This window comes from Streptomyces coerulescens, assembly GCF_042657965.1.
Lineage (GTDB): Bacteria > Actinomycetota > Actinomycetes > Streptomycetales > Streptomycetaceae > Streptomyces > Streptomyces coerulescens.
This window is the reverse complement of sequence record NZ_JBHSKM010000046.1, coordinates 90,371-116,619: the sequence shown is the minus strand read 5'-3', so window position 1 is coordinate 116,619 and position 26,249 is coordinate 90,371. Positions and strand designations below refer to the sequence as shown.

General features: G+C 72.3%; 20 protein-coding genes. 8 read left to right on the top strand and 12 right to left on the bottom strand.

The annotated features are described in order from the left end of the window. Window positions 1-10: 10 nt before the first annotated feature. The 3 genes from ACFPQ9_RS40985 (at window position 11) to ACFPQ9_RS40975 (ending at window position 4,088) form a co-directional block, all read left to right on the top strand. Window positions 11-1,825, top strand: a complete 1,815-nt coding sequence (locus ACFPQ9_RS40985; RefSeq protein WP_380864751.1) for an ABC transporter ATP-binding protein — start codon at window positions 11-13, stop codon at window positions 1,823-1,825. A 138-nt stretch (window positions 1,826-1,963) separates the two neighbouring features. Further along, window positions 1,964-3,436 (top strand): FAD-binding protein, encoded by a 1,473-nt coding sequence (locus tag ACFPQ9_RS40980; protein WP_380864749.1) that lies wholly within the window; start codon window positions 1,964-1,966, stop codon window positions 3,434-3,436. Window positions 3,437-3,548: 112 nt separating this feature from the next. After that, window positions 3,549-4,088, top strand: coding sequence for a MarR family winged helix-turn-helix transcriptional regulator (locus ACFPQ9_RS40975; RefSeq protein ID WP_380864747.1), 540 nt, complete (start codon window positions 3,549-3,551; stop codon window positions 4,086-4,088). Between the two features lie 26 nt (window positions 4,089-4,114). Here the strand turns inward: ACFPQ9_RS40975 and ACFPQ9_RS40970 are convergent, their stop codons facing one another. From ACFPQ9_RS40970 to ACFPQ9_RS40920, 11 genes are read right to left on the bottom strand one after another with little or no spacing between them, the layout of a single operon-like run. After that, window positions 4,115-5,137 (bottom strand): Rieske 2Fe-2S domain-containing protein, encoded by a 1,023-nt coding sequence (locus tag ACFPQ9_RS40970; protein WP_380864745.1) that lies wholly within the window; start codon window positions 5,135-5,137, stop codon window positions 4,115-4,117. A gap of 1 nt (window position 5,138) precedes the next feature. Further along, a complete protein-coding gene (locus ACFPQ9_RS40965) occupies window positions 5,139-5,360 on the bottom strand; it encodes a recombinase-like helix-turn-helix domain-containing protein (RefSeq protein ID WP_380864744.1) in 222 nt (73 codons plus the stop codon). A 17-nt stretch (window positions 5,361-5,377) separates the two neighbouring features. Continuing rightward, window positions 5,378-6,322: a PDR/VanB family oxidoreductase gene (locus tag ACFPQ9_RS40960; protein WP_380864742.1), complete on the bottom strand. Its 945-nt coding sequence runs from the start codon at window positions 6,320-6,322 to the stop codon at window positions 5,378-5,380. Window positions 6,323-6,335: 13 nt separating this feature from the next. Then, window positions 6,336-7,961 carry a thiamine pyrophosphate-binding protein gene (locus ACFPQ9_RS40955; protein ID WP_380864741.1) on the bottom strand — a complete coding sequence of 542 codons (1,626 nt, stop codon included), beginning with the start codon at window positions 7,959-7,961 and terminating at the stop codon, window positions 6,336-6,338. Window positions 7,962-7,972: 11 nt separating this feature from the next. Continuing rightward, window positions 7,973-8,764: an SDR family oxidoreductase gene (locus tag ACFPQ9_RS40950; protein WP_380864739.1), complete on the bottom strand. Its 792-nt coding sequence runs from the start codon at window positions 8,762-8,764 to the stop codon at window positions 7,973-7,975. 50 nt (window positions 8,765-8,814) lie between these two features. Then, window positions 8,815-9,549 (bottom strand): SDR family oxidoreductase, encoded by a 735-nt coding sequence (locus ACFPQ9_RS40945; protein ID WP_380864738.1) that lies wholly within the window; start codon window positions 9,547-9,549, stop codon window positions 8,815-8,817. Then, window positions 9,542-10,063 (bottom strand): cupin domain-containing protein, encoded by a 522-nt coding sequence (locus ACFPQ9_RS40940; protein WP_380864737.1) that lies wholly within the window; start codon window positions 10,061-10,063, stop codon window positions 9,542-9,544. The genes ACFPQ9_RS40945 and ACFPQ9_RS40940 overlap by 8 nt, the downstream gene beginning before the upstream one ends. Window positions 10,064-10,078: 15 nt before the next feature. After that, a complete protein-coding gene (locus ACFPQ9_RS40935; RefSeq protein ID WP_380864735.1) occupies window positions 10,079-10,867 on the bottom strand; it encodes an alpha/beta fold hydrolase in 789 nt (262 codons plus the stop codon). Next, window positions 10,864-11,667 carry an aspartate dehydrogenase domain-containing protein gene (locus ACFPQ9_RS40930; protein WP_380864733.1) on the bottom strand — a complete coding sequence of 268 codons (804 nt, stop codon included), beginning with the start codon at window positions 11,665-11,667 and terminating at the stop codon, window positions 10,864-10,866. Before ACFPQ9_RS40930 ends, ACFPQ9_RS40935 begins: the two co-directional genes overlap by 4 nt. After that, window positions 11,664-12,611 carry a VOC family protein gene (locus ACFPQ9_RS40925; protein ID WP_380864732.1) on the bottom strand — a complete coding sequence of 316 codons (948 nt, stop codon included), beginning with the start codon at window positions 12,609-12,611 and terminating at the stop codon, window positions 11,664-11,666. The genes ACFPQ9_RS40930 and ACFPQ9_RS40925 overlap by 4 nt, the downstream gene beginning before the upstream one ends. A 22-nt stretch (window positions 12,612-12,633) precedes the next feature. Then, the gene (locus ACFPQ9_RS40920; protein WP_380864730.1) at window positions 12,634-14,121 is read right to left on the bottom strand and encodes an aldehyde dehydrogenase family protein; all 1,488 of its coding nucleotides are present in this window, start codon (window positions 14,119-14,121) and stop codon (window positions 12,634-12,636) included. 300 nt (window positions 14,122-14,421) lie between these two features. Between ACFPQ9_RS40920 and ACFPQ9_RS40915 the strand changes: the two genes are divergently transcribed. The 3 genes from ACFPQ9_RS40915 (at window position 14,422) to ACFPQ9_RS40905 (ending at window position 18,586) form a co-directional block, all read left to right on the top strand. Then, window positions 14,422-15,825: an MFS transporter gene (locus tag ACFPQ9_RS40915; protein ID WP_380864729.1), complete on the top strand. Its 1,404-nt coding sequence runs from the start codon at window positions 14,422-14,424 to the stop codon at window positions 15,823-15,825. A 147-nt stretch (window positions 15,826-15,972) separates the two neighbouring features. After that, a complete protein-coding gene (locus ACFPQ9_RS40910; RefSeq protein WP_380864727.1) occupies window positions 15,973-16,662 on the top strand; it encodes a class I SAM-dependent DNA methyltransferase in 690 nt (229 codons plus the stop codon). A 55-nt stretch (window positions 16,663-16,717) separates the two neighbouring features. Then, window positions 16,718-18,586 carry an ATP-binding SpoIIE family protein phosphatase gene (locus tag ACFPQ9_RS40905; RefSeq protein WP_380864725.1) on the top strand — a complete coding sequence of 623 codons (1,869 nt, stop codon included), beginning with the start codon at window positions 16,718-16,720 and terminating at the stop codon, window positions 18,584-18,586. Window positions 18,587-18,598: 12 nt separating this feature from the next. On the opposite strand, the gene ACFPQ9_RS40900 is transcribed toward ACFPQ9_RS40905, so the two are convergent. Continuing rightward, window positions 18,599-20,281: a tetratricopeptide repeat protein gene (locus ACFPQ9_RS40900; protein WP_380864723.1), complete on the bottom strand. Its 1,683-nt coding sequence runs from the start codon at window positions 20,279-20,281 to the stop codon at window positions 18,599-18,601. 345 nt (window positions 20,282-20,626) lie between these two features. On the opposite strand from ACFPQ9_RS40900, the gene ACFPQ9_RS40895 reads away from it, so the two are divergent. Continuing rightward, entirely contained in the window at window positions 20,627-23,152 is a 2,526-nt protein-coding gene (locus ACFPQ9_RS40895) for a SpoIIE family protein phosphatase (protein ID WP_380864722.1), read from the top strand. Window positions 23,153-23,431: 279 nt separating this feature from the next. Continuing rightward, window positions 23,432-26,128, top strand: a complete 2,697-nt coding sequence (locus ACFPQ9_RS40890) for a SpoIIE family protein phosphatase (protein WP_380864720.1) — start codon at window positions 23,432-23,434, stop codon at window positions 26,126-26,128. Window positions 26,129-26,249 lie beyond the last annotated feature (121 nt).

Below are 26,249 nucleotides of genomic sequence, written 5' to 3'. Positions count from 1 at the left end.
CAGGGGTGGAATGGGAACGCCTGAATCACGCAGGGTTCTGCCGGGCAAGAGGTCGGTGCTGCTCGCACTTCGTCACTACGGACGGGAGTTGGCCCGTCTGAGGTGGCTGGCGGTGCCGACGATGCTGCTGTCGGCCGTCGGCAACATCGGAATCAACTATGTGGCGCCGCTGATCGTCGCCAAGCTCATCGGCGAGATCGCCGGCGACGCGGACGTCACCGTCACCTCGACTCTGCCGTACGTCCTCGGCTTCGTCGGTGTGCTCCTTGTCGCAGAGGCGCTGTGGCGTGTCGCACTGCACTGTCTGAACCGCCTGGACGCCCTGGGCATCGAGCATCTGTACGTGGTCGGGATGGACGAGCTGTTCGCCAAGGACGCCGCGTTCTTCCACGACAACTTCGCCGGTTCGCTCACCAAGCGGGTCCTCAGCTTCGCCTCGCGCTTCGAGCAGTTCGTGGACACGCTGACGTTCCAGATCGTGGGGATGTTCGTGCCGCTGGCCTTCGGCGCGGTGGTGCTGTGGCGCTACGAACCACTGCTCGTCGTCGGTCTCCTGACGATGATCACGGTGACGGCGGTGTGCGTGGTGCCGCTCATCCGCCGCCGCCAGGCACTCGTCGACCAGCGTGAGGAGGCCATCGCCCGGGTGTCGGGGCATGTCGCCGACAGCCTGATGAACATGGACACGGTGCGGGCGTTCGCCGCCGAGGAACGCGAGGCCGCCGAGCACCGCTCCCGGGTCGCCACGTCCCGGCGGCTCACGCTGCGGTCGTGGGACTACGGCAATCTGCGCATCGACACCTTCGTCGCACCGATGTCGGTCCTGACCAACGCGCTGGGCCTGCTGCTCGCGGTGACGCTCGGCGGGGGCGCGCACGGCGTGGAGGCGATCGTGGTGGCCTTCACCTACTACAGCAACGCGACGCGGATCATGTTCGAGTTCAACCAGATCTACCGTCGGCTGGAGAGCTCGATGACGGAGGCCGCGCAGTTCACCGAACTGCTGCTGACCCCGCCGACGGTGCTCGATCCACCGTCGCCGGAACCGCTGTTGACCGACTCCTCCGACGTTCGCTTCGAGAAGGTGACCTTCGCCCACGCCGGCGGCCGGCCCCTGTTCGACGGGCTCGACCTGGCCGTGCCCGCCGGCGCGAAGATCGGCCTCGTGGGCCGGTCGGGCGGCGGCAAGACCACGCTGACCCGGCTGCTGCTGCGGATGACCGACATCGACTCCGGGCGGATCCTGATCGGCGGTCAGGACATCAGCCGACTGCGCCAGATGGACCTGCGCGGCCAGATCGCCTATGTCCCGCAGGACCCGGCGATGTTCCACCGCACGCTGCGGGACAACATCGCCTTCGGCCGGCCGGACGCGGACGACGCCGAGATCCGGCGCGCGGCTCAGGCGGCGCATGTCACGGAGTTCGCCGACTCGCTGCCGCTCGGCTTCGACACCATGGTGGGCGAGCGCGGCATCAAGCTGTCGGGCGGGCAGCGCCAGCGGGTGGCCCTGGCCCGGGCGATTCTGCGCGACGCGCCGATCCTGCTGCTCGACGAGGCCACCAGCGCCCTGGACTCGGAGAGCGAGATCCTCGTCCAGGAGGCGCTGTGGCGGCTCATGGAGGGGCGGACGGCGCTGGTGGTGGCGCATCGGCTGAGCACGGTCGCCACGATGGACCGGCTGGTCGTGCTCGACCACGGGCAGATCGTCGAGCAGGGCAGCCACGACGAACTACTCACGCGGGGCGGCGCCTACGCCAAGCTGTGGCAGCACCAGTCGGGCGGCTTCCTCGACGACAGCCCGGAACGGGCCGAGCTGCCCTGAACTCAACCAAGGAGGGGGCGCGGGGGCGCATCCGGCCGACGTCCTGGGACACCCGCGTTTCGCTCCTGCGCCTCAGTCCCAACTCACCTAGGATGACCCGGACTTGGTGATTCCCGATAGTTCGTGAGGTGGCCGAACATGTCCCACACGCCGTCGCGACGTACCGTTCTGCGCGGACTCACGGTCACCGGCGCGGCCGTGATCGGCTTCGCCCCGGCCACCGGCAGCTGGGCCACGACCTCGCCCGCGGACGGACCGGAGCTGGTGGGGATCCCGCCGCTCGACGGCACGCTGAGCACGGACGAGGCGTCGCTGGCGGCCGCGTCCGACGACTTCGGCCATATCGTGCACCGCCGCCCGGTCGCCGTACTGCGCCCGGGATCGGTCCGCGACGTCGTGACCATGGTCCGGTTCTGCAACCGGCACCGTCTGCCGGTGGCGCCCCGCGGGCAGGGGCACGCCACCCAGGGTCAGGCGCAGGTCTCGGGCGGTCTGGTCATCGAGACCGCGCCCCTCACCCGCATCGGCCCCCTGGGACCCCACAGCACCACGGTCACCGTCGGCGCCGGCATCAGATGGAGCGAGCTGGCGAAGGCCACGATCGCGCACGGCCTCACCCCGCCGGTCTTCACCGACTATCTCGAACTGTCCGTCGGCGGCACCCTCGCCGTCGGCGGCATCGGCGGCCAGACCCATCGGCAGGGCGCCCAGGTCGACAACGTCACCGAGCTCCAGGTCGTCACCGGCGCCGGCAAGTTCGTGCGCTGCTCCCCGTCCCGGCGCCCCGACCTCTTCCATGCCGTCCTCGCCGGGCTCGGGCAGTGCGCCGTCATCGTCGCCGCCACCGTCCGCCTGGTGCGCGCCCCGCGGACCGTACGCCACTACCTGCTGCCGTACGACGACTTGGAGACCTTCCTGGAGGACCAGCGCACCCTGGTGCGCGAGGGGCGTTTCGAGTACGTCGAGGGCCAGGTCTCGGCGGACCCCGAGGGCGAGTTCCGCGTCCACACCCTGGAGGCGGTGGCGTACGGCCCACCCGCCGGCCCCGCACCGGACGACGCGGTCCTGCTGCGCGGCCTGCGTCACAACGCCTCCGGGGTCCAGATCGCCGACCTGTCCTACTACGAGTTCCTCGACCGGCTGGCCCCGTCCGTCGCCGCGCTCAAGGAGGCCGGACTCTGGGACTGGGCCCACCCCTGGCTGAACCTGCTGCTCCCCGGGAGGTCGACGCCCGCTCTCGTCGGGCGGATGCTGGATGCCCTCACCCCGGCCGATCTGGGGCCCGGGGTCGTCCTCGTCTACCCGATCCGGCGCGACCGCCTCAGCGCTCCGCTGCTGCGGGCGCCCGACGACGCGACGCCGTACCTCTTCGCCGTCCTGCGCACGACCCCGCCCGAGGACACCGCCACCGTCGACCGGCTGCTGGCGGCCAACCGCTCCGCCTACGAGCTCGCCGCGTCGGCCGGCGGCACCCAGTACCCGGTCGGCAGTATCCCCTTCACCCGCGCGGACTGGCGCACCCACTTCGGCCCCGCCTGGCCGCGGCTGGCGCGGGCCAGGCGCACATACGACCCATGCGGGATCCTCGTCCCCGGCCAGGGGATCTTCTGAGCCCACGCGGTGGATGTTCGCCGTAGGTTGTCTCAGGGCTAAGATTTCTGCGGTGGTGCGCAGGGCCACGGAGCCCCGCGTTTCACGACACGACCAGCCGTGAAGGGACGACATGGCTCAGCGCAGGGCGAAGCGGCCGGACGCCGTGGCGCGCATCGTGGAGGACTGGGCGCGCGAGCGCCCCGGTCTTGACACCTCGCCGCTGGAGGTGCTCGCCCGGCTGCACCGCGCCTACCTCCAGTATCAGTCGCGGCTCACCGCGCAGATCGAGAGGCACGGACTGTCCGTCGCCGGGTTCGACGTCCTCACGGCGCTGCGCCGGGCCGGCGCGCCCTACCGGCTCACCGCCGGGCAGCTGGCCGCCTCCGGTCTGATCTCGTCGGCCGGTGTGACGCTGCGTCTGGACCGGCTGGAGAACGACGGGCTGCTCGTGCGCGAACGCGACGCGGTCGACCGGCGCGTGGTCTACTCGCGGCTCACCGAGGCCGGGTTGAAGAAGGTGGACGAGGTGTTCGCCGAGCACCTGGAGAACGAGCGGCGGATGCTCGGCGGGCTCTCGCTCACCGAGCGCCGTCAGCTCGCCCGGCTGTTGTCCGGGCTGGAGCTCTCCATCGTCGAGTCCGATACGGCGCCGGAGGACGCGGCGGGCTGACGAGCGGCCCGCCCCTCCCCACGGCATCAGACGGTCGCGGCCGCCTTGGACTGTTCGGTCGCCCGGGCCTGGTACAGGCGCCGCAGGCGGACCACGCCCAGGTCGTGCTGATACAGGTTCTCCTGCTGGTCGGCGTCGGCGGGCATGGCCTCCAGCATGACGCGGTCCTGCTCCAGGACCTGCCAGTGCCGTTCCTCGATGAGGGTCCTGTAGAGGAAGCGCCAGGTGTCGCGCTGCCAGCCGGTGACCCTGCGGTAGCGCCAGAAGAAGACGCCGGTGCGTCCGGCGTCCACCGGGCAGGCCATGCCGACGATGCCGAACGGTCCGCCCGGTCCCGCCGACGGCGGGTAGGGGATGGACAGATCCACCCAGTCGACACCGGTGCGGCACAGCTCCACCCAGTCGAAGTTGACGCCGCGCTGGTCGGTCTTCTCGAAGAAGTAGCCGCGCTCGGTCTCCCGGATGCGGAACTTGGCCTGGGTGTCGCCGTCGTACATGGTGTGCGACTCGTGGTGCAGGAACGCGCCGTGCATCGGGTCGAGGAGGTTCTCCATGGCGTACCGCCACGGCACGTTCCACTCGGCGAAGCACAGGAAGGCGGACACTTCGGGGTCGGTGAGCGGCTCCGGGAGGGTCAGTGCGACGGGCTCCGGGTGCTCCTCATCGCCGAAGTAGGCGAGGATCGCGCCGCCGACCTCGCGGACCGGGAGGGAGGTGACGAGGGTCTTGCCCTCCAGGTTGCAGCCGGGCAGGCCGGGCACCGAGGTGACGGTGCCGGAGCCGTCGACCTCGACGCCGTGGTACCAGCACGCCACCCGGTCGCCCAGGTGTTTGCCGAGGGAGAGCGGCGCCCCGCGGTGCGGGCAGCGGTCGGCGAGCATCGACAGGGTGCCGTCGGCCTTGCGGAACAGCAGCCAGTTCTCGCCGAGGGCGGTGACCTTGCGCAGTCCGCCGGGGGCGACGAAGTCGGAGGGGACGACCGGGTGCCACTGGTTGCGCAGTCCGTGGGCATAGATGTGGGACGCGGTGTCGGATACGGAAAGTGGCATCTCAGGCTCCCAGGCGCTGCATCTCGGTACGGAAGGTCTCCTCGGTCCAGGGCGCGCCGGACGGCGAGCGGACCTGGCGGGCGTTGAGCCCGGCGACGACGTCGGCGAGCTCGTGGCCGTCGTGGGTGAAGATCTCCTCCAGGGTGCGGGCGAGCTTCAGCTCGTAGGGGGTGGGCTCGTGGTCGCGGGTCTGGTGCGGGGCGAGATGGGGCCAGATGGTCATGGAGGTCTCCGTACGGTTCACAGGTCCAGGACGAGTCGGTCCGAGGCGCACCGGGAGACGCAGAGCATCATCGTCTCGCCGGAGGCGCGTTCGGCCTCGCTGAGCAGGAAGTCACGGTGGTCGGGGGTGCCGGCCAGCACACGGGTCTCGCAGGAGCCGCAGATGCCGTCCCGGCAGGAGGAGTCGACGGTCAGGCCCGCGTTCTCGGCGGCCGCCAGGACGGAGGTGCCCGCGTCGACGCTGAGCGTCACGCCGGACCTTCGGCACTCGACCTCGAAGGCGGTGTCGTCGCCGTCGCGTTCGACGACGGGCGCGGCGAACCGCTCGACCCTCAACTGCCCCGCCGGGCACGCCTCCTCGACTGCCTTGAGGAGGGGTTCCGGTCCGCAGCAGTAGACCAGCGCGTCGGCCGGCAGGTCCCGCAGGGCGGCGGCGAGGTCGGGGTGGCCGGCTTCGTCCTGCGGTACCAGGGTCACGTCGCCGGTGAGGGCGGACAGCTCGGTGCCGAAGGCCATCGAGGCCCGGGTCCGGCCGCCGTGGACGAGTCGGTACGGGATGCCGTCCGTCTCGGCCCGGCGGGCCATCGCGAGGATCGGGGTGATGCCGATGCCGCCCGCGAGGAAGACGTACGAGGCGGCGGGTTCCAGCGCGAAGTGGTTGCGCGGGCCGACGGCGCGGATGGTCTGGCCGGGGCGCAGCTTGGTGTGCACGTGGCGCGAACCGCCGCGCGAGGACGGCTCGTTGAGGATGCCCAGACGATAGATGGCCGGGTCGGCGGGGTCGCCGCACAGGCTGTACTGGCGGACGAACCCGCCCACGTGCAGATCGAGATGGGCGCCCGGGGTCCAGGCGGGCAGCGGCTTGCCGTCCGGGCGGGTCAGCTCGACGGAGAGGACGCCGTCCGCCTCCCAGGTCATCCGGCGGACGAGGAGGTCGAGTTCGTGCTCGTCGGCAGTGGTCATGACGGTGGCCTCCCTACGCGGTGGGGATCTTGACGGGCGGGGTGAACGGGCTCTTCATCGGGCCGAGCGCGGTGAGGTCGACCTCGACGAGGGTGGGGCCGTCGGAGGCGAGGGCCGCCGCCAGGACGGGGGCGGCCTCCTCGGGGGCGGCGATACGGGCGTACGGCAGGGCGCAGGCGGCGGCGAGCGGGCCGAAGTCGGGAGTGAACAGGTCGACACCGGAGCGGCGTTCGCCGTACTTGTCCTGCATGTTGCGCAGGACGCCGTAGCCGCCGTCGTTGAAGACGATCAGGGTGAGGCGGGGGCGTTCCTGGGCGACGGTGAGCAGTTCGCCGAAGTGCACGGCGAGGCCGCCGTCGCCGGCGATGACCACGGTCGGCTCGTCGGGGCGGGCCAGCGCGGCACCGATGCCCATGCCGAGGCCCTGGCCGATGCCGCCGCCGCGCGGGAAGACGTTGGCCCGCGGATCGTGGATCGGCAGGAGCCGGTTGCCCCAGGACGACGACGGGATGGTGACGTCACGGGCGACGACGGCACCGCGCGGCAGGGCCGCCGAGAGGGCGTCGCAGAGGGCGGCCTGGGGTCCGATGTCGTCGTGGAGGGTCGCCCGTACCTCGTCGCGTACGGCGGTGACACGGGCCGTCCAGTCGGCGTCGGCACGGGCGGCGGCCCCGGTCAGCGGGGGCAGGACGGTGGCGGCCTCGCCGTGCAGGGCGTGCCGGGCCGGGTAGACCCGGCCGAGCGCGGCGGCGTCCGCGTCGATCTGGATGTGGGCGTCGGGGAGCTTCAGGGTGTAGTCGGCGGTCTCGTTGGAGCGGAAGTGGGTGCCGATCGTGACGAGGACGTCGGCGTCGGCGAGCAGGGCGCGAACGGCGGGTGTGGTGGCGAAGTTGCCGATGACGAGGGGGTGGTCCTCGGGGACGGAGCCGCGCCCGGAGTTGGAGCCGATCAGTCCGGCGCCGGTCGCCTCCAGGAGCGCGGCGAGCTCCGGTCGGGCGTGGCAGGCTCCGCCGCCGGCCCAGATCAGGGGGCGGCGGGCACTGCCCAACAGCCGCTGTGCGGCGGCGAGTTCACCGGGGTCCGGGGTGGGCGCCAAAGCGTCCAGGCGGGTGTCGCCCGCGTCCTCCTGAGCCGCGTACTGGAGGTCGATGGGCCACTCGACGCTGCCGGGGCCGCCCGGCGTGGCGAGTGCCGCCGCGCTCGCCTCGCGCAGGACCCGTCCGGCGTCGCGGGCGGAGGTGACGGTGGCGGCGTGCGCCGACACCGCGCTGAGCATGCCGAGTTGGTCCTTGGTCTCGTGGATGAAGCCGCGCCCGCTGCCCAGGTACTCCGATTCGACCTGGCCGGTGACGTGCAGGACGGCGGTCCCTGCGGACAGGGCCTCGATGAGCGATCCGGCCGCGTTGCCCGCGCCGGTGCCGGTGGAGGTGAGGGCGCAGCCGATCGAGCCACGGGCTCGGCCGTAGCCGTCGGCCGCGTTGACGGCGGTGGCCTCGTGCCGGACGGGGACGAAGCGCAGGTGGCGGTCGACGGCCTCCACCAGGGGCAGGTTGTGCACGGACACGATGCCGAACACGGTGTCGATGCCGAGGGATTTCAGATGGGCTACGAGGAGCTCGCCCCCGTTGTCGTACTGCATGGGCAGACTCCTCAGAGGATGCCGCGGCCGGCTCCGCCGCAGACGTCGATGCTGGTTCCGGTGATGTACGAGGCGCGCGGCGAGAGCAGCGCGACGATCGCGTAGGCGACTTCCTCCGCGCGTCCCAGTCGCCCGAGTGCGATGCCACGGTCGGCGGCCAGCTCGGCCTGCCACTCCTCGTAGGTCAGTCCGCTGTCCGCGGTGGCGTGGCGGCGGGTCCACTGGCCGGTGTCGACGAGGCCCAGGCACACGGAGTTGACGCGGATGCCCTCGGGGGCGAGTTCGGTGGCGAGGGACTTGGAGAGGTTGAGGGTGCCGGCGCGGGCGGCGCTGGTGGTGATGAGGCGGGTCTCGGGCTGCTTGGCGAGGACGGCGTTGACGTTGACGACGGCGGCTGCGTCCGAGACGCGCAGGTGCGATCGGGCCGCGGACAGCGGGTTGAGGACGCCGGCGAACTTCAGCTCCAGTTCGTCGCGCCAGTCCTCGGCGCTGGTCTCGTCGAGGCGTTTCATCCGGGACTGGCCCGCGTTGTTGACCAGACCGTCGAGCCGGCCGCCGAAGTGCTCGGCGGCCTCGTCGGTGAAGCGCCGTACGGCATCCGTGTCGCGGACGTCGCACGTCCCCGTGAACAGCCGGTCGGGTGCGGCGCCGAGGCGGGCGGCGGCCTTGGCGAGGCGTTCCGGGTCGCGGCCGCAGGTGGCGACGCGGGCGCCTTCGTCGAGCAGGGCGCGGACCGTGGCCAGGCCGACGCCCGAGCTGCCGCCGGTGACCAGGACGGTGCGGCCGGCAAGGCCGAGATCCATGACGTACTCCTTGCAGATGGGCGGTTCGGATGGAGCGGTGCGGGTGGGGTTCAGTGCATGGTGAAGCCGCCGTTGACGGCGATCACTTGGCCGGTGAGATAGCGGGACTCCGCGCCGAGCAGGAAGGAGACGAGGCCGGTGAGGTCCTCGGGCTGCTGCGGCCGGGAGATGGCGCGGCGGTCGGCGTAGAGGGCGTGTCGCTCGGGCGGGACGCTCTCGGTGGCCTCGACCTCGGTGAGTCCTGGGGCGAGGGCGTTGACGGTGATGCCCCGCTCCCCCAGTTCGCGGGCCATGGCCCGGGTCAGGGCGATGACCGCGCCCTTGGAGGCGATGTAGTGGGCGAGGCGCGGCGAGCCGTAAAGGGCCGCGTCCGAGGCGATGTTGACGATCCGTCCGGGGCCGGTCATCAGCGGGAGCAGATGCTTCGCGACGAGCCAGGGGCCGCGTGCGTTGACCGCCATGAGCCGGTCCCAGGTCTCGACGTCGATGTCCTGGAACTCCTTGCCGCCCACGCCGTTGGCGAGCGCCGCGTTGTTGACCAGGCCGTAGACGGGGCCGGTCGCGGCGAGCCGGTCGGCGAGCGCGGCGACCGAGGCCGGGTCGGCGACGTCGAGCGGGACGAACTCGGCCGTGCCGCCGTCCTGTCGGATCCGGTCGGCGGTGCGCTCGCCCCATTCCGGGTCGAGCTCGGCGACCACGACCCGGTATCCGTCGGCCGCCGCCCGGCGGGCCATGGCCTCCCCCAGGCCACGGCCCGCCCCGGTCACCACGACCCACTCAGTCACGGGTGACGCCGTACAGCGGCGAGTACTCGGGGTAGGTCGGCACCTGCGGCTTCCGCGTGCCGATGATCACGCAGAACAGCGCGTCGGTGTCGCCCTCGTTCTTCAGGGAGCGGGTGACGCCGGCCGGGACCACGATCATGTCGCGGTAGCCGAGGGTGCGGTACTCGACCTCGTCGGGGCCGCGGTGGATGCCGACGCGGACCTGGCCCTCCAGGACGAAGAAGGCCTCCTCGACGTCGTGGTGCGTGTGGGCGGGGCCCTCGGCGCCGGGCGGCAGCAGCATGTTGGAGAAGGTGAAGCCGCCGGAGGGCAGGATCCTGTTGTCGTTCTCGTGGTTGCCGGTGGCGCCGGAGCCGACGTAGCGGATCTGTGCGCGCTTGAACTGCGGGCCGGCCTTCTCCTGGAAGGACAGGGTGCCCCAGTCGGGGTCGCGGGTGTCCTTGGTGGCGATGAGGGAGTCGGTGTACTGGGCGAGGTCGCCGTCGTTGTCGTACTCGGTGGTGGTCAGCGGCATGGGGTTCGGGCCCTTCTAGCGGTGGGTGACGATGTGCAGATGGGAGGCGAGCCAGGCGTTGACGTGCTCGGGCTGCTCCTGGTTGGCCAGGTGACCGGCCTCCTTGACGATCACGTACGCGGTCCGGTGCAGACCGCCGGCCAGGACCTGTGAGGCGTCGGGGCCGGTGATCCGGTCCTGGTCGCCGCACAGGACGAGGGTGGGCGCGGTGACTTGCTGCAGTTCGCCGCGCAGATCGGTGGCCGCCATGGCCTCGGCGGCGTGGCCGTATCCGGGCAGACGGACGGCGGCGGCCATGGTGGCGGTGACGCGTGCGACCAGGTCGGCGGGTGCGCCGTCGGACAGCAGGCGGGGGCCGCGGGCGGCGGCGAAGGCTTCCGGGCCCAGCCGGGCGAGTTCTCGGGCGCGGGCACGCATCGCGGTTGCCTTGTCCGGGTCGGTGCCGGAGCCGGGCGTCGAGGAGACGATCATCAGCGACTCGACCAGGCCGGGGTGGCGGGTGGCCAGCCGCAGCGCGATGACACCGCCCCAGGAGACGCCGAGGACATGGGTGTCACCGCCACGGGCGCGGATCACGTCCGCCGCCAGGTCGGCGTAGTCGTCCATCGTCAACGGGCCGGTGGGGTCGGCCGACTTGGCGTATCCGGGCGCATCCCAGGCAAGCATGCGGTACGACCCGGCGAGCGCCGCGAACTGCGGTGCGAAGGCCGCGGAGGACGAGCCGATGCCGTGCAGGCACAGGACGAGCGGGCCGTCGACGCCGGCCTCCTCCACGTACAGTCCCGCCGGATCGTAGGCCGTCACAGGATCTGTCCCGTCCGGCCGGCGAGGGCGGCCAGCGAGCGCAGCACCGCGTACGGGACGACCTGGCTGGTCGCCGGGTTGGCGGTGTCGGGCAGGTGCCGGACCTCGAAGCGGTAGCTGCCGTGCGCGCCGCTCGCCTCGACCACGTGGGAGGTGTGCCGGGCTGCGGGGTCGGCGACGACGCTGACCCGTACCGCGTCGGAGTCGCCGACGGCGAGCGCCACGGACGCGGCGACGTTGGTGGACTTCGGGAACTTCACGGGGACGTCCCGCGCGGTGCCGGCCATCACCTCGACCGGCGCGGTGGCCGACCGCATCCGGCCGAGCAACTCCTCGTCCATCCAGGGCTGTTCGAGGGTGGACGGCAGTTTGGTGGTGGTCAGGCGCACGTCGTCCAGCGGGCCCATCGCGCGTACGGCCTGGAGGAGGTCGAGTCCGCCTACCGCGCCGCCGGTGAAGTACACCCGGCCGGGGCCGGTATCCAGGAGTTCCTTCGCGAGGGTCTCGTCCGTGAGCGCGCCGGTGGAGGCGACGAGCAGGTCCGTGCCGTGGGCGAGGATCGTCGTACCCCACTCGCGTACGACGCCTTGTCCTGCGGCCTCGACGATCAGGTCGCAGGATTCCAGGGCCTGTTCGAGGGTGCGCTGCGGGGCCGGGACCGAGTCGCCGAGCGGCCGGTTGTCGACCACGCAGACCAGTTCGGCGCCGGGTATCTCACCCGCGGCGAGCGCGCCGCCGACGACGCGGCCGATGGCGCCCCAGCCGATGAGTCCGACGCGGCGGGGTGTGGTGCTGCTCATGCGGGGACTCCTTCGGCGGCTTCGACGTCGACGGGCGGGACGACGGGGCTGCCGTCGGGCGTGCCCGCCATGTGGGCGCGGATGTGTATCGAGGGCGGGCCCGCGGTGCCCCAGACGTCGGAGAGTTCGGGGGTGCGGCGCCACACCTTGCAGATCCAGGCGTCCTCGACGACCTGGGCGACCTCGGAGGTGTACTCGCAGACGAGGCCGGTGGGGTCGGTGAAGTAGGAGAAGGTGTTGTTGCCAGGCCCGTGTCGGCCTGGGCCCCACTCGGGGGTGACGCCGTGGTGACGGAGCCGGCCGAGGCCGCGCATGAAGTGGTCGACGGAGGTCATCTCGTAGGCCACGTGGTTGAGCGACACCCAGGGCGCCTGGTTGAAGGCGATGCAGTGGTGGTCGGCGTTGCAGCGCAGGAACGCCATCTGGTGCTCGGACCAGTCCGAGACGCGCATGCCGAGGACGTCCCGGTAGAAGGCGACCGAGGCGTCGATGTCGGGGGTGTTGAGGACGGCGTGGGTGACGCCGACCGGCACGGCGGCGTCACGTCCGCGGGCGGTGACGGCCCAGGTGTCGGCGGAGAGTTCGATCAGCCGTCCGTCGAGGTCGTGGAAGCGCAGGCCGTAGCCGCCGCCCACCTGGTCGAGCGGGCCGGGTCCGGTGACGGGCGTGATACCGCGGGCCTGGAGCCGTCGTGCGGCCTCGTCGATCTCGGCGGGCGTGGCCACGGCGAAGGCGAGGCGGCCCAGACCGATGCGGTCGGCGCGGGTGAGCTGGAGGGCGTGGTGTTCCTCGCCGGTGCCGCGCAGCCAGCTGGTGCCGGGCGCGGCCTCGACGACCTCCAGTCCCCAGACCTCCTCGTAGAAGTCGGTGGACTGGGTGAACTCGGGGGTGAGCAGCTCGACGGAGCGCAGGGCGCGCAGCCGGGCTATCGGGGGGTGGTTCATGGTGGGGTCTCCCGGTTGCGGGTCAGCCGGCCCAGGGCAGGGGCGTGGCGTCGGTGCCCCAGTACAGGGACTTCTGCCGCTGGTAGGAGCGGATGAGGTCGCGGCCCTTCTCGGTGCCGAGGCCGCTGTCCTTCATCGCGCCGAAGGGGGTGGAGATGGAGAACTGCTTGTAGGTGTTGATCCAGACGGTTCCGGCGTCGATGCGCCGGGCGAGCCGCCAGGCGGCGTGTGCGTCGCGGGTCCAGATGCCGCAGGCGAGTCCGTAGACGCTGTCGTTGGCCTGCCGGACCAGGTCGTCCTCGTCGTCGTAGGGCAGTGCGACCAGGACCGGGCCGAAGATCTCCTCCTGGCAGGTGCGCGCCGAGTTCGGCAGGCCGTCGATGACGGTCGGGAGGTAGTAGGCCCCGGCGGCGTGCCGCTCGCCGTCCGGGATCGTGCCGCCGCACAGGACGCGGCCGCCCTCGGAGCGGGCGAGGTCCACGTACGCGGCGACGGCGTCGCGGTGCCGGTGGTGGACGAGCGGGGCGACCTGGGTGTCCGGGTCGGTCCCGGGCCCGACGCGCAGCTTGCGCACGCGCTCGACGAGCTCGCCGACGAAGGAGTCGTACAGCGTCCGGTGCACGAAGAGCCGGGAGCCGGCGATGCAGGACTGACCGCTGGAGGAGAAGACCCCGAACATCACGCCCGCGAGGGCCTGCTCGACGTCGGCGTCCTCGCGGACGATCGTCGGCGACTTGCCGCCGAGCTCCAGGGAGGCCGGGACGAGCTTGTCGGCGGCGGTGCGGGCGATGGCGCGGCCGGTGGTGGTGCCGCCGGTGAAGCCGATGCGCCGGACGAGGGGGTGGGTGACGATCGCGTCCCCGACGACGCGTCCCTTGCCGGGGAGTACGGACAGCAGCGCGGTCGGCAGGTCCTCCTCGCTCAGCACCTGGTGGACCAGGCGTCCGAAGGCGAGGGAGACGAGCGGGGTCCACTCGGCGGGCTTGAGCAGGACCGCGTTGCCGCCCGCGAGGGCCGGGGCGACCTTCTGGGCGTCCGAGGCGATCGGTGAGTTCCACGGGTTGATCGCGCCGACCACGCCGATCGGCTCGTGCACGCTCATCGTGACGTAGGGCCCCCGCGACGGGGTGATCGAGTCCTCGGCGGTCTCCAGTGCCGCCGCCGTGTAGCGGAAGGTGCCGGCGGCGCTGAAGGCGAGGGCGCGGGTCTCGGTGAGGGTCTTGCCGGTGTCGGCGGTCTGAAGGGCAGACAACTCGGCGGAGTGCTCCTCGATCAGGTCGCCGATCCTGTGCAGGACGCGGGCGCGCCGGTGCGGGAGCAGGTCCCGCCAGGCAGGAGTGGCCACGGCCTCGGCGGCGGCGCGGGCCGCTTCGTCGACGTCGGCGGGCGAGGCGGCGTGGACGGTGGTGATCGGGCGGCCGTCGGCCGGGTCCACGGTCACGATCGGCGTTCCCGTGCCGCGCCTGAAGCACCCCCCGATGAGGATCTCGTCGACCGGTGTGCGCGACATGACTGGACCTCCGTTGGGCATGTATCGAAGTGCTGAACATCTAAGGGCTTAACTATTTTGGCCGCAAGGGGACCCGTCAAAGTTTTTTCATCGACGTGGGGATGAACCCTTGACGACCCACTTCACAGACGGGATAAAACTTGAGCGCTGAGAGATTTAGCGCTTAGCCAGCTGGCCTCGTCCCCACCTCTGCTGCCGACCCGGTGCGCGGCTGTCGCCGCCGCCGGGGCCGGCCCGAACCCACCCGTGCGTATCCTGTGCCTTTCACAGCACCGGTGCGCGGGTCCGGAGGACCCCTCCATGACGACCGACACTCCCCATGCCACCGCGGGCCGCCCCGCGGACACGGCGGCACTCGTGGCCGCCATCGGCGCCCGCTTCGAACGCCTGCCCCTGTGCCGCTGGCACGTCACCGTCCGGCTCATCATCGGCGCGGTGACCTTCTTCGAGGCCTTCGACCAGTTGCTCATCGCCTACGCGCTGCCCGAACTGCGCGCCGAGTGGCACCTGACCACCGGACAGACCACCTCCCTGATCACGGTCGGGTCCGTGGGCATGCTGGTCGGCGCGCTGCTGTCGGGCCGCCTCGCCGACCGGATCGGCCGGGTCAAGGTGATCGCGGCATGCATCGCACTGTCGGGCGTGTGCAGCCTGCTGCTGACGCTGTGCGCCTCGCCGGGGCCCTTCATGGGGCTCCGCTTCGTGCAGGGTCTCGCCATCGGCGGCGAGGTGCCGGTCGCGGCCACCTTCATCGCCGAGATCACCCGCGCCCACAAACGGGGCCGGTTCGTCCTGCTGTACGAGCTGGTCTTCCCCGCCGGTCTGACCGCGTGCGCGGTGCTCGCCTGGTGGCTGATGCCGCTGCTCGGCTGGCGCTGGATGTTCGGCCTCGCCGCGATCCCCGGACTGCTGTGCGTGCTGGTCGTGCGCTGTGTGCCCGAGTCGCCGCGCTGGCTCGCCGACCACGGCCGGCACGAGGAGGCGCTCGCGACGATGGCCTCGATCGAGGCGAAGGTGGAGAAGGTGACGGGCGAGCCGCTGCCGCAGCCGGCGCCCGCGACACCCGTCGTACGCGATTCCCACGCCAGGAGCGGTCTGCGCGAGCTCCTCACCGGCCGCTACCGCAAGCGCACCCTGGTCGTCTGCGCCCTGTGGTTCTGCGGTTACTTCGTCAACTACGGCATCTCGTCCTGGCTGCCCACCATCTACGGCTCCCGCTTCCACCTGGACCTGTCCGACGCCCTGCTGTACTCGACGGTGACGTCCTGCGCGGGCTTCCTCGGCTGTCTCGCCGTCGCCCTGACCGTCGACCGGGTCGGACGGCGTCACACCGTCACGTGGTGTCTGGGCGGTGCGGCACTGTGCCTGCTGCTCCTCGGCCTCTTCGCCGGCGGCTCGGCGAGCAGCGTGCTGATCTGGACATCCCTGTCGGCGGTGTTCTTCTTCGGCGCCAACATCTGCCTGTACCTGTACACGCCCGAGCTGTTCCCGACCCGGATGCGCGCCCTCGGCACGAGCCTGGGCGGCGCGGTCAACCGGCTCGGCGTGATCCTCGGCCCGATCGTCGTCGGCGCTGTGTACGCGGGCGGCGCGCTCGGCACCGTCTTCGTGACGCTCGCCGTCGTCGCCCTCGTCGGGTCGCTCACCGCCGGCGTGGCCGCGGAGGAGACCAGCGGCCGGCAGCTGGAGGACGTGGCGCCGTAGGCGACGGCTCGCACGCCGGGATCCAAGGGATCCCGGCGCGTGAGCACTCCGCACAAAGTCGGGCATCATTGGTGACATCGGGATGAACAACTTCAGGTCTCTATGAAGTCTGGGAAATCGACCGCACCGCCTCCGAGGTGAATCCTTGTGAGCAACCCTGCCGACGAGCTCGACTACGCGGCCCTGCGGCTCGACCGCACAGGTCAGGCCGAGGCCTTCGACGCGATCGGCGACCGCTACGACGAGGCCTTCCCGCACAAGGAGGGCCAGATCGCGGCCGTCGACTGGCTCATGGAATCCCTGCGGACCGGATGCCGGGTCCTGGACCTGGGCTGCGGCACCGGGCTCCCGACCGCGCGCCAGCTGGCTCTGGCGGGATTCGACGTCGTCGGTGTGGACCTGTCGGAGCGCATGGTCGAGCTGGCCGGCAGCCATGTGCCCGGCGGGGTGTTCCATCGGGCGGACATCGCGGATCTGCGGCCCGGCGGCCCCCTGGACCTGGGCCGCTTCCACGCTGTGACCGCCTTCTTCTCCCTGCTCATGCTGCCGCGCGGCGAGATACCGCTCGCGCTGCGGAGCATCCACCACCTGCTCGTTCCTGGGGGCCTGTTCGCGCTGTCGATGGTGGAGGCCGACGTGGACGACTTCACGATCCCCTTCATCGGACACAGCATCCGCGTCTCCGGCTATCTGCGGGACGAACTGCGCGAGGTCGTCGAGACGGCGGGCTTCGAGATCGCCGGGGAGTCCTCGTACACCTACGCGCCGGCGGCCGCCGACATCCAGCCCGAGGTGCAGATCTTCCTGCGCTGCGCACGGCGGCCCGACGACCTCTGAATCCGCTCGCTCCCGGGCGGGCCGCACAGCCGGAAGGGCAGACACAAGGACGGGCATGGCGAAGCAGCTCGGAGGTGGTGACGGCATCCGGGAGCAGACACCCGGCATGCGGGGACGTGCCGCGCCCGCACACCGGCCGCAGCGCCCCGATCCGTCACCCCGTTCCGCGAAGACTCCTCCCCCGGCCCCGCCCGGCGACGGACCGGACCTCGCCGAGCCGCTCACCGACCGGCTGCGCTACCTCGACGCCGCGACCCGCCGGATCGCCCGCGGTATGAACCTCGACGAGACCCTGTGGGAACTGTGCCGGGCGGCCGTTCCGGCCTTCGCCGACCGGGTGTTCATCCACCTCTACGCCCCGCTGCCGGTCGGCGAGGAGACCGCCGCCGAGCCCGGCGTCCTGCGCCTGCACTGCACGGACCGCTCCGAACGCCGGGACCCCGACGCTCCGGCCGCCGAGCCGCCCCCGACCGACCCGCACGACCTCCCGGCCACGGAGTCCGTGCGCCCGGTTCCCGGAAGCCCGCTCGCCGGACTGCTCAGGGACGGACGGCCGGTCCTGGGCGACACTCCGGGCGTCGCCTCCGCGGCCGCCGAACTGCTGGGCACGGCGGACACGTCCCCGGCGCCCTCTCCCGGGCAACGCCTGATCCTCGCCCCGCTGCACGGCCGCACCCACGCCCTGGGCAGCGTCCTGCTCACCCGCGAACCCGACCGGGAGAACTTCATCGCCGACGATCTGCTCGTCGCCTCCCAGCTCGCCACGCACACCGCGCTCGGCCTGGAGAAGGCGATGCTGTACGAGCGTGAGGCCGCCGTCGCGAACACCCTGCAACGCACGATGCTCCCGCCGTCCCTGCCGGAGCCGCCCGGCGTCCGGCTTGCCAGCCGCTATCTGCCGTCCTCGCGCACGGCTCAGGTCGGCGGCGACTGGTACGACGCGATCCCGCTGCCGGGCAACCGTGTCGCCCTGGTCATCGGCGATGTCATGGGCCACTCCATGACCTCGGCCGCGATCATGGGCCAGCTGCGCACCAGCGTGCAGACCCTGGCCGGTCTCGACCTGCCCCCGGACGAGGTGCTGCACCACCTCGACGACCAGGCGGGCCGGCTGGGCAGCGAGCACACGGCGACCTGCCTGTACGCCCTCTACGACCCCGTGCTGCAGCGGCTGCTGGTGTCCAACGCCGGCCATCTGCCGCCGGTGCTGCTGCGTCCGGACGGCGGGGTCGAGGTCCTCGACGCCCCGCCCGGAGCGCCGATCGGCGTCGGCAGCGGCGGCTTCGTCTCCGTCGAGACACACGCGCCGGCCGGGGCGACGCTGCTGCTGTACACCGACGGCCTGGTCGAGTCCCGTGACTCGGACGTCGTGACCGGGGTGGAGCAGCTGTGCGACCGGCTGCGCACGGCGGCCGCCCGCGGGTCCGCTCCCCTGTCACTGGAGACGCTGTGCGACGAGGCCCTCGGCACGCTGGGATCGAGGGAGCGCGACGACGACATCGCGCTGCTGGCCGCCCGGTTCGAGGGCATCCTGCCGGAGACCGTCGCCTATTGGTACATGGCGCCTCGCCCGCAGACCGCCGGTCAGGCCCGTCGGCTGACCCGCCGTACGCTCGCCGAATGGGGTCTCGACTCCCTGGTGGAGACCACCGAGCTGCTGGTCGGCGAGGTGGTGGCGAACGCGGTGCGGTTCGCCACCCGGCCGATCACCCTGCGGCTGCTCCACACGGACGTGCTGCGCTGCGAGGTGGGCGACGACTCCACGGTGGTGCCGAGGATGCGGCACGCCCGGCTGAGCGACGAGGGCGGCCGGGGGCTGTTCCTGGTCGACCAGCTGGCTCAGCGCTGGGGCGCGACGAGGGTGAGCACGGGCAAGGTGGTCTGGTTCGAACAGCCCCTGCCCGGCACACGCGGGATGCGCTGACCCGGCGCGCTGTCACTCCGCGCAGCAGCCGTCCTCCGCGGCCCCTCGGGCGGTCGTGTCCAGTCGGCAGAAGCAGGACGCCTCGATGGGGACGTCCGCCATCGCGGTGGCGAGACGCAGCTGCTGCGCCAGCATCTGTGCCTCCCCGGTCCGGCCCAGACGCATCAGGCACTCGTGCAGGCCGTGCAGGGACCAGACGTTGCCGGGGTGCTGGAGGGGGCGCGGAAGGGTGCCGTCCAGACCGAGGTCGGCACGGTAGACGGCCTCGGCCTCCTCGACGCGTCCCTGTTCGAGCAGGAGGGCGCCGTAGGCGTGCCGGGTGGGCTGCATCCAGCCCCAGGGTTCGTCGTAGGGAAGGTTGTCGTCCAGGTCGATGGAGCGTTCCAGCGCGGCGAATGCGGCGTCGTGGTGGCCCTTGCGGTACTCCAGCTCGCCGTCGAGCATCGCCGAGGCGATGGCGAGGATGTCGGCGCAGGTGTTGTTGAACAGCATGCGGGTCTCGGGGACCCGGGCGACCGCCGCCCGGAAGAGCTCGCGTTCCGCCTCCGCCTCCGGGACGCGGTGGGTGGCGGAGAGGGCGACGCCGCGGGCGTAGTGCAGCATCGCGGTCGTCGTGCAGTACAGCTCCGGGTCGGCGGGCAGCGGCAGCGCCAGGATGTCGGTCCAGCGGCCGAAGCGGATCAGCACATGGACGCGCATGGCGAGGAAGCCCTCCAGCCAGTCGGCCATGGGCGGGCTCGGCACCCGCAGCAGGTCCTCGGGGATGGACGCCTCCAGCTGTGCGGCGGCCTCCAGGGCGACCTCGGACTGACCGAGGAACATCGCGCCGTAGATCTTGAAGTGATAGTTGTGCGAGCGGTACAGGGTGTAGAAGTTCATCGCCCCGGCGCGGGCGTGGTACTTCTCGTCGGCCCTGATGGCGGCGGTGTTGTCGGAGACCACCCGGCGGTAGTCGCCGCACAGCACCTCCAGGTGCGAGGGCATGTGGTTGAGGTGCCCGGCGTCGGGCACCAGTCCGCGCAGCCGGTCGGCGACGGTCAGGGCCGCCTCCGGGGTCGGGGACATCTCCATGAGGTGGACGTACATGTGGACCACCCCCGGGTGGTCGCGCCCGGCGGCGGTGGCGAGGGCGCGGTCGAGCACCGCCTTGGCCTCCCGGGTGCGGGCTCCCGCGGCCGGTTCCCCGGTCCTCAGATCCCACAGCTGCCACGGCGTGAGGTTCATCAGGGCGTCGGCGTACAGAGTGGCGATGTCGAGGTCGTCGGGCGCGAGCTCGTAGACCGTGCGCATGCTGTCGGCGTAGGGGGCGTTCCAGATCGAGCAGTCCTCCACCGCCTTGGCCTGCGGGTAGCGGGCGCGCAGCGCGGCGATCAGGGCCCGCTCGACGGGCGTGGCGTTCGCCGCCTTCTCGTGGGCCAGCTCCACGGCGGCGTGGGTGCGGTCGACGGTGCGCGAGAGGTCCTGGTCGTCGAAGAACTCCCAGGGTTTGTTGTAGTTCGGCCCCAGCGCGTAGGCGATGCCCCAGTGCGCCATGGCGCAGTCGGGGTCGGCCGCGGTGGCTGCCTCGAAGCAGGCGACGGCCTCCTCGTGATGGAAGGCGTACGTCCAGACCAGCCCACGGTTGAACCAGAGCTGGGCCCGGTCGGAGGACGTGGTGACGGAGCGGGTGTGCGTGCCGAGGTCGTAGTACTCCATGGGTCTGCTCTCCTGCCTGTACCGAGCCCGCCGAGCCCGTTCCCGAGTCTTCCGGACAGCCTCGGGCCTCGCACGGACAACGGGTCGGTCCGTCGCACGGTTTCGGCTCCGTTCCCCGCTCCGGGAAACGCCGTTGGCCGAAAGTCCTCGCTCATCCGATCGCCGGTCCAGGGGCTGGTCCGAGGCCGGCTCCCGGCCCGTGGGCTCCGGGTTCCGCCGTGCTGCGGCCTCGCCCGGCCCGGTGGTCGAGTGCGACGGATTCTGCCGCCCAGGTGCGAGCGGGGGGCGTCGTGGCGCATTCTTGCTGTGTCGCGCGCGTGACGGCGTACGGACGAGGTAGGGCCGATGACTGGGAGCGCCGAGGGCGCAGAGCGGACGCCCGGCGGGCTTGCGGCGCTGCTGATCGATGCCTCGGCGGAGGCGATCAGCGCGGCCGGCGGGCACGCGGGAGGGGTCTACCTGCGCTCGGGCACGCCCGGACTGCTCCGGCTGGCGGTGCTGGAGGGGCTGCCGGGGCCGCTGTTCCGGCCGTGGTGGCGGTTGCATGTGGACCGGCCGTTCCCCGTCGCGGACGCCTACCGGCTGGGCGTCGACGTGGTGCTGCCGAACGCGACGGAGACGATGCGCCGCTATCCCCAGTTCGCCGCCGGTCTGCCGTTCCAGTTCGGCTCGCTGTACGTCCCCGTCACCGGCGGATCATCGGTCTTCGGCGTCCTCACGGTGCTGCGGCCCTCGGCGGGCGACGCCACGGAGCTGCTGCCCGTGCGCGAGCGCATGTCCCAGCTCGCGAAGGAGCTGGGGTCGGCGCTGCGGACCCTGGAGGACGGGGACGCCGACGCGGTGAACTGGGACGGGGGGCCGCTGTGCGTCAGGCCTCCGGCCAGGCGTCGTCCCTCGGGCTATCTTGGCCGGTTCGCCTGGGATCCGGAGACGAACGTCGTGACCGCGGAGGAGCGGCTGAACGTCGTCCTCGGCGCCGCTCCCGGGGAGGCGCACGCCACCGTGGAGGAGTTCGCGGAGGCCGTCGCCCCGGGCGACACGGACCGGATCCTGGCCGCGCTGCGGGAGGCGGCGGGCGGCCGGCCACCGGCCCTGCCGCTGTACGTGCGCGCGGCCAACGACGCGCTGCGGCTGGTCGAGGTCTGGGGGCCGTACGAGGACGCCGCACCCTTCGCGCCGTCGCCCGTACGCGGTGTCGTCCTGGACCCGGGGGCGAGCGCGGTGGCGGACGTGGCGGCCGATCAGCTGCCGGACGGAGTGTTCTGCCTGGACCGGCTGGGCTCGGTCGTCTACGCCAATCCGCACGCGGCGAAGCTGCTGCGCCGGCCGCGCGGCGAACTGCTGGGCCGGACCCTGTGGGAGAGCGTGCCGTGGCTGAACCAGCCCGCCGTCGAGGACCATCTGCGGGTCGCTCTGCTGTCTCCGGATCCGGTGCACTTCCACGTCCGCAGACCGCCCGACCCCGAGCGGGAGACCGCCGCCCGCACCTTCAGCGAGGAACTGCTCGCGCTGTCGGTGTACCCCGGCCCGGACCTGCTGACCTGCACGATCCGCCCGGGGCACGGCGGGACGGACACTCCCTCCGACCTCCTGGACGCGCACGGCGCCCAGGAGCCCGCCGGGGCGTCCTCGCTCGCTCCCCTGTACCGCCCGATCGTCCTCGCCATCGCACTGACGGAGGCCGTCACGCCCCGGCAGGTGTCCGCCGTGGTGATGCGGGAGCTGCTGCCCGCGTTCGGCGGCCGTCGGCTCGCCATCTATCTGCTCCAGGAGCGGCATCTGTACCTGGCCTGGGAGACGGGCTTCCCCAAGGGGTTCCTCGCCCCGTTCGACGGTGTGGGGCTCGACGAGGGGCTGCCGGGTGTCGAGACGCTGACGACCGGGCGCCCGCTGTTCTTCGACTCGATGCAGCAGCTCTCCGACGCCTACCCGGGCATCGCGCTGGACGCGACGGAGGGCGCCCGCGCCTTTCTGCCGCTGATCGCCTCCGGCCGCCCCGTCGGCTCCTGCATCCTCGGCTTCGACCGGCCGCGCAGCTTCAGCAGCGAGGAGCGTGCGGTGCTCACGGCCATGGCCGGGCTGATCGCACACGCCCTGGAGAAGGCGCAGCGCTACGAGAGCGAGGCCGCGCTGGCCCGCGGGCTCCAGCAGGCACTGCTGCCGCGGCGGCTGTCGGAGCACCCGCTGCTGGAGACCGCCGGACGCTATCTGCCGGGTACGCAGGGCATGGAGGTGGGCGGCGACTGGTACGACGTCGTACCCGCCGGGGACGCGTTGGCGCTGGTCATCGGCGATGTGCAGGGGCACGGCGTACAGGCGGCGGCCACCATGGGCCAGCTGCGCAGCGCCGTGCGCGCCTTCGCCCTCGGCGACCGGCCGCCCGACGAGGTCATGAGCGGCACCAACCACCTGCTCATCGACCTCGACGCCGGTCTGTTCGCGAGCTGCTGCTACATCCGCCTCGACCCGGCGACCGGTGTCGCGCAGGCCGCCGTCGCCGGGCACCCGCGCCCGCTGCTGCGCCGCCCCGACGGCCGTACCCATCTCGTGGACCTGCCGGGCGGGGTCGTGCTCGGCGTCGACCCGCAGGCCACGTACCCGGTCGCCGAGCTGCGGATGGAGCCCGGTGCCGTGCTGGCGCTGTACACGGACGGGCTGGTAGAGCGGCCCGGTGTCGACATCGACGACGGCATCAGCGCGCTGCGGGTCGCGCTGGCCAGGGCCGGCGGCCCCGGTGCCCGCCCGGGAGGGCGCTCACTGGCGAGTCTGGCCGACCGGCTCACCGCCACGGCCCGGCACATGACGGACCGCCCCGACGACATCGCGCTGCTGCTCGCCACCCGGCGCGCCACACCGCTGCGCCGGAAGTGAGGCACGAGCTTCCGGATCCCGGTGCCGGCGGCGTCGTATCTGCTGTGCCGGGGGCGGGAGTTGCCCGGTTTCGGTGGATGACTGCGGTGATCGTCGGGTGGGAGAGCAAACAGCCACCGTCACGGTCCGTGACGTGTCTCGCCTCTGGGGGCGCGGCAGTGTAGACATGGGCACATGGTCCGACTATCGGGTCGATCCGGGGCCCGGTCGGCGCGTCGTCCCAGCGGTCCGCGCACCTGGCGTGCGCCGGACCGCGGCACAGTGGTGCCCGAACGGGGAATGCCGTTCGATCCCGGCGCCCAGGGGCCGCGCAAGGGGCGGCTCGGCCGGCTGCGGTCCGCCGTCGGCGGGCGCAGCGTCGCCGGGCAGGTGTTCCTGCTCCAGGTCGTGATCGTGCTGCTGCTGGTCGTCGCCGCGGTCGTGGCCCTGGTGCTCCAGGTGCGGTACGACAGCACGCAGGAGGCCCGCAACCGCTCCGTCGCGGTGGCCGAGGCGTTCGCGAACGCGCCGGGCACCCGGGAGGCGCTGAACAGCCCCGATCCCACGGCCGTGCTCCAGCCGAAGGCCGAGGCGGCGCGCGAAGCCACCGGGGTGGACTTCATCGTCGTCATGAACACCGACGGCATCCGCTACACGCACCCCAAGCCCGACCGGATCGGCAAGCACTTCGTCGGGAACCTGGAGCCCGCGCTCGAGGGCAAGGTGGTGACCGAGCAGATCACGGGCACCATCGGGCCTCTCGTGCAGGCCGTGGTCCCGATCAAGGATCCGGACGGGAAGGTCGTCGGCCTGGTGTCGGCGGGGATCACGACGGACACCGTGGGCGGCACGGCGGACCGGCAGCTGCCGCTCGTCCTGACCGCCGCCGCGGCCGCGCTCGCCCTGTCCACGGCCGGCACGGCCCTGGTCAGCCGACGGCTGCTGCGGCAGACGCACGGTCTCGGGCCCGACGAGATGACCCGGATGTACGAGCACCACGACGCCGTTCTGCACGCCGTGCGCGAGGGCGTGATCATCGTCGGCGACGAGGGCCGGCTGCTCCTCGCCAACGACGAGGCGCACCGGCTGCTCGACCTGCCCGAGGACGCCGAGGGCCGCAAGGTGCTCAACCTCGGCCTCGCCCCCGACACGGCCGAGCTGCTGGACTCCGGCCGGATGGCCACGGACGAGGTGCACCTGGTCAAGGACCGGCTCCTCGCGGTCAACCAGCGCCCCACCCACCTCAGGGGCCGCCCCTCCGGCAGCGTCGCCACACTGCGTGACTCGACGGAGCTGCGCGCCCTGTCCGGCCGCGCCGAGGAGGCCCGTGAGCGGCTGAACATGCTGTACGACGCCGGAGTGGGCATCGGCACCAGCCTGGACGTCACCCGGACCGCCGAGGAACTTGCGGAGCTGGCGGTGCCCAGGTTCGCGGACTTCGTCACCGTCGACCTGTTCGACGCCGTGCTGGGCGGCGGGCAGCCGGAGGCGGTGACCCGGCTGCGGCGCACGGCGTCCAGCGGGATACGCAAGGACGCGCCGCTGTACCCGGTGGGCGAGCAGATCCGGTTCGTCGACTCCTCGCCGCAGGCCCGGGCCCTCAGGGGCGGGCAGGCCGTCATCGAGCCGCGCCTTGAGCAGGCGCCGGGCTGGCGTGCCCAGGACCTGGAGCGCTCGGCGCAGGTGGTGGACTTCGGCATCCACTCGCTGATCGCGGTGCCGCTCAGGGCGGGATCGCTGCTGCTGGGCGTGGTGAGCTTCTGGCGGTCCCAGAAGGGCGAGCCGTTCGACACCGACGAGGTGGCGCTCGCCGAGGAGCTGGTCGCGCGGGCGGCGGTGTCCATCGACAACGCCCGCCGGTACACCCGCGAGCACAGCATGGCGGTCACGCTCCAGCGCAGCCTGCTGCCGCGCAGCCTGCCCGAGCAGAACGCCCTGGACATCGCCTACCGGTATCTGCCGGCGCAGGCGGGCGTGGGCGGCGACTGGTTCGACGTGCTGCCGCTGTCCGGTGCCCGGGTCGCGCTGGTCGTCGGAGACGTGGTCGGCCACGGGCTGCACGCGGCGGCCACCATGGGACGGCTGCGCACGGCCGTGCACAACTTCTCCGCCCTGGACCTGCCGCCCGACGAGCTCCTGTCACTGCTGGACGAGTTGGTCGCCCGGATCGACCAGGACGAGGCCCAGGAGGACGACACCGCCACGGTGACCGGCGCGACCTGTCTGTACGCGGTCTACGACCCGGTCTCCCAGCGGTGCACAATCGCGCGCGCCGGCCATCCGCCGCCGGCCCTGGTCCGGCCGGACGGGACCGTGGAGTTCCCGGACGTACCCGCCGGTCCCCCGCTGGGCCTGGGCGGGCTGCCGTTCGAGATGGCCGAGTTGGAGCTCGCGGAGGACAGCCGGCTCGTGTTGTACACGGACGGGCTGGTGGAGGACCGGGACCACGACATCGACGAGGGCCTGGAGCAGCTGCGCGCGGCGCTGACCGGGACCGGCCGTACGCCGGAGGAGACCTGCCAGGCCGTCCTGGAGGCCCGCCTCGCGGGCCGCCAGAGCGACGACATCGCGCTGATCGTGGCGCGCACGCGGGCACTCGGGCCCGACCTGGTCGCCGAGTGGGACGTGCCGTCCGACCCGGCGGCCGTGGCCCAGGTCCGCTCCGCCGTGACGGAGACGCTGGAGCGCTGGGGCCTGGAGGAGCTGTCGTTCACAACGGAGCTGATGCTGAGCGAGCTGGTCACCAACGCCATCCGGTACGGCGGTGACCCGATCCGGGTGCGCATGCTGCGCGACCGGAGCCTGATCTGCGAGGTCTTCGACGCCAGCAGCACCTCGCCGCATCTGCGCTACGCCGCCATGACGGACGAGGGCGGGCGCGGCCTGTTCCTGGTCGCCCAGCTGGCCGAGCGCTGGGGCACGCGGTACCTGCCCGGCGGCAAGGTGATCTGGGCGGAGCAGCCGCTGCCGCAGCCCGGGGCGCAGCTCCTTCCGTGACCGGCGGAGCAGCCGCTGCCGCAGCCCCTTCCGTGCCCGGCTGAGCCGCCGCGGCGGCTTGTAGATAGGTACGAACCTTCGACGCGACCGGTGCCCTGTGCGCACGACCTCTGATAGGAAA

What these genes read in the sequence shown, in the direction of transcription:
- ACFPQ9_RS40985 (WP_380864751.1), top strand. Translation starts at nt 11, where the DNA reads ATGGGAACGCCTGAATCACGCAGGGTTCTGCCGGGCAAGAGGTCGGTG.
- ACFPQ9_RS40980 (WP_380864749.1), top strand. Translation starts at nt 1,964, where the DNA reads ATGTCCCACACGCCGTCGCGACGTACCGTTCTGCGCGGACTCACGGTC.
- ACFPQ9_RS40975 (WP_380864747.1), top strand. Translation starts at nt 3,549, where the DNA reads ATGGCTCAGCGCAGGGCGAAGCGGCCGGACGCCGTGGCGCGCATCGTG.
- ACFPQ9_RS40970 (WP_380864745.1), bottom strand. Translation starts at nt 5,137, where the DNA reads ATGCCACTTTCCGTATCCGACACCGCGTCCCACATCTATGCCCACGGA.
- ACFPQ9_RS40965 (WP_380864744.1), bottom strand. Translation starts at nt 5,360, where the DNA reads ATGACCATCTGGCCCCATCTCGCCCCGCACCAGACCCGCGACCACGAG.
- ACFPQ9_RS40960 (WP_380864742.1), bottom strand. Translation starts at nt 6,322, where the DNA reads ATGACCACTGCCGACGAGCACGAACTCGACCTCCTCGTCCGCCGGATG.
- ACFPQ9_RS40955 (WP_380864741.1), bottom strand. Translation starts at nt 7,961, where the DNA reads ATGCAGTACGACAACGGGGGCGAGCTCCTCGTAGCCCATCTGAAATCC.
- ACFPQ9_RS40950 (WP_380864739.1), bottom strand. Translation starts at nt 8,764, where the DNA reads ATGGATCTCGGCCTTGCCGGCCGCACCGTCCTGGTCACCGGCGGCAGC.
- ACFPQ9_RS40940 (WP_380864737.1), bottom strand. Translation starts at nt 10,063, where the DNA reads ATGCCGCTGACCACCACCGAGTACGACAACGACGGCGACCTCGCCCAG.
- ACFPQ9_RS40930 (WP_380864733.1), bottom strand. Translation starts at nt 11,667, where the DNA reads ATGAGCAGCACCACACCCCGCCGCGTCGGACTCATCGGCTGGGGCGCC.
- ACFPQ9_RS40925 (WP_380864732.1), bottom strand. Translation starts at nt 12,611, where the DNA reads ATGAACCACCCCCCGATAGCCCGGCTGCGCGCCCTGCGCTCCGTCGAG.
- ACFPQ9_RS40920 (WP_380864730.1), bottom strand. Translation starts at nt 14,121, where the DNA reads ATGTCGCGCACACCGGTCGACGAGATCCTCATCGGGGGGTGCTTCAGG.
- ACFPQ9_RS40915 (WP_380864729.1), top strand. Translation starts at nt 14,422, where the DNA reads ATGACGACCGACACTCCCCATGCCACCGCGGGCCGCCCCGCGGACACG.
- ACFPQ9_RS40905 (WP_380864725.1), top strand. Translation starts at nt 16,718, where the DNA reads ATGGCGAAGCAGCTCGGAGGTGGTGACGGCATCCGGGAGCAGACACCC.
- ACFPQ9_RS40900 (WP_380864723.1), bottom strand. Translation starts at nt 20,281, where the DNA reads ATGGAGTACTACGACCTCGGCACGCACACCCGCTCCGTCACCACGTCC.
- ACFPQ9_RS40895 (WP_380864722.1), top strand. Translation starts at nt 20,627, where the DNA reads ATGACTGGGAGCGCCGAGGGCGCAGAGCGGACGCCCGGCGGGCTTGCG.
- ACFPQ9_RS40890 (WP_380864720.1), top strand. Translation starts at nt 23,432, where the DNA reads ATGCCGTTCGATCCCGGCGCCCAGGGGCCGCGCAAGGGGCGGCTCGGC.